General features: G+C 36.1%; 1 protein-coding gene and 1 pseudogene. Both read left to right on the top strand.

The window, feature by feature from the left end:
• A pseudogene (gene wzx / locus E0D98_RS23845) lies at positions 1–800 on the top strand (O88 family O-antigen flippase); the annotation flags it as partial.
• Positions 801–818: 18 nt separating this feature from the next.
• Entirely contained in the window at positions 819–1715 is an 897-nt protein-coding gene (locus E0D98_RS23850; protein WP_000755407.1) for a glycosyltransferase family 2 protein, read from the top strand.
• Positions 1716–1772: the final 57 nt, after the last annotated feature.

Below are 1772 nucleotides of genomic sequence, written 5' to 3' on the forward strand. Positions count from 1 at the left end.
CTATAGTTGTCTTTTTTAGCGGACTCTTGGTATGGAATATTGCCCAGTTCTTAATTTCTGGTATAGGCACCTTTATCGTCGGTAAATATTCATTTCAGGAGCTCGCTGGTTTTGCCGTATTAATGACACTTGTTAATGCTGGTGTGGGAATTTTGGGAGCAATGATCAATCCTATAATTCAACCTATGATAAGGATGCACAATCTGGAGAATAACCATCATGTTGAACTTCTGGTCAACAAACTGATCTTCATTTTCTCAATGATTGTCTTTATTGGTGTTTTTATTGCCTGGTTTGCCTCTGTATATATTCTTGGCGTCTGGTTGGGATATCAGCAAGCAACAAACCTGCACATTATGTTTTCTTTGCTGCTTACTGCTTATCTTATTAGAATGATTGCAGCGCCCTATGGGCTTATGTTAGTCGCTTATGGCAAACAATTGTCAATCGCTTGGCTTCCGGTGCTCGAAGGGGTATTGAACTTTGCGTTATCGATTTTCTTTGTGCGTATATATGGTGCCATTGGAATTGCCTACTCGACGTTTATTTCAGGCGTATTAATCATGGCTGTTTACGCTTGCAAGTATCAGGCTGAAGCTGAGTATAAGTCGAAACTGATATTTATCTCGTTTCTGATAATACCTATGATGATAGCCATTTGCCTGATCAGTTTGGTGATGACTCAGTCGGAAATCATCCATTGTGTTATTTATGGCATCCAGGTGGCTTTTATAATAGTATTTATTATCTTCTTAATAAAACAAGTAAAAAGCATCAAGAATCTGTTAAATCAATACTAATATTGCTATGGTGAAAGTGTGAAAAAAGTTGGACTCGTTACTGTTTTGTTCAATTCTCCAGGTGTGCTTCCTGAATTTTATTCGAGTGTTGAAAAACAAAATTATCAGAACAAGCATCTTTATATTGTAGATAACAGCACTAATCAGGATTCTTTTAACTTAACGCAAGAAATTCTCTTAGGAACAGACATAAAGTATACCTATATTAATAATGAAGGAAATAATGTTGGGGTTGCACATGCCAATAACCAAGGCATTGAACAAGCTTTAAAAGATGGGTGCGAGTATATATTGCTCACTAATAATGATCTGTTTTTTCAACAGGAAGATACTATCAGCAAAATGATTAGTGTTGCTGAGGGACGACAATGTAAAATTGTTTCACCTGTCATATTAAGTTATCCAGAAAAAAAAGTTTGGTATGCAGGTGCATTTTTTAATAAGAAAAAAGCTACGGCACCTCATATTTTTGAAGGAGTCAACTACAATGATATTTGCGCTCATATTCCAAAAGAGTGCGATTACGCACCAACATGTTTTTTACTTGTCCATGCTTCGGTGTTTACCACTATAGGTATGATGGATTCTCGTTACTTTGCTTATTACGACGATACTGATTTTCTCTATCGTGCAAACATAGCCGGCACTCGGGTAACAATTATTAATGAACCTCTAGTGTTTCATAAAGTTAGTACTTCTACCGGAGGAGGGTTAAGTGTATTCGGCGCATATTATTTAACGAGGAACCGTATATTTTTCGCCAGAAAAAATATTGAAACACCTTATTGTATTATTAGTATTTTCTTTACCATTGCGACCCGTTTGGTTTATCCTCTTTTCCACAAAACACCGTATAAAGTATACAAGGCTTTTGTTAAAGGAATTATCGACGGCCTAATGTTAAAAAATAAATAACTAAGGGGTTAAGGTGAACGAGATTTCCAGTAGCACACTTGTCAATAACTATAATTT

Origin of the sequence: Escherichia sp. KCJ4928 (genome assembly GCF_004352695.1) — a bacterium.
Lineage (GTDB): Bacteria > Pseudomonadota > Gammaproteobacteria > Enterobacterales > Enterobacteriaceae > ECMA0423.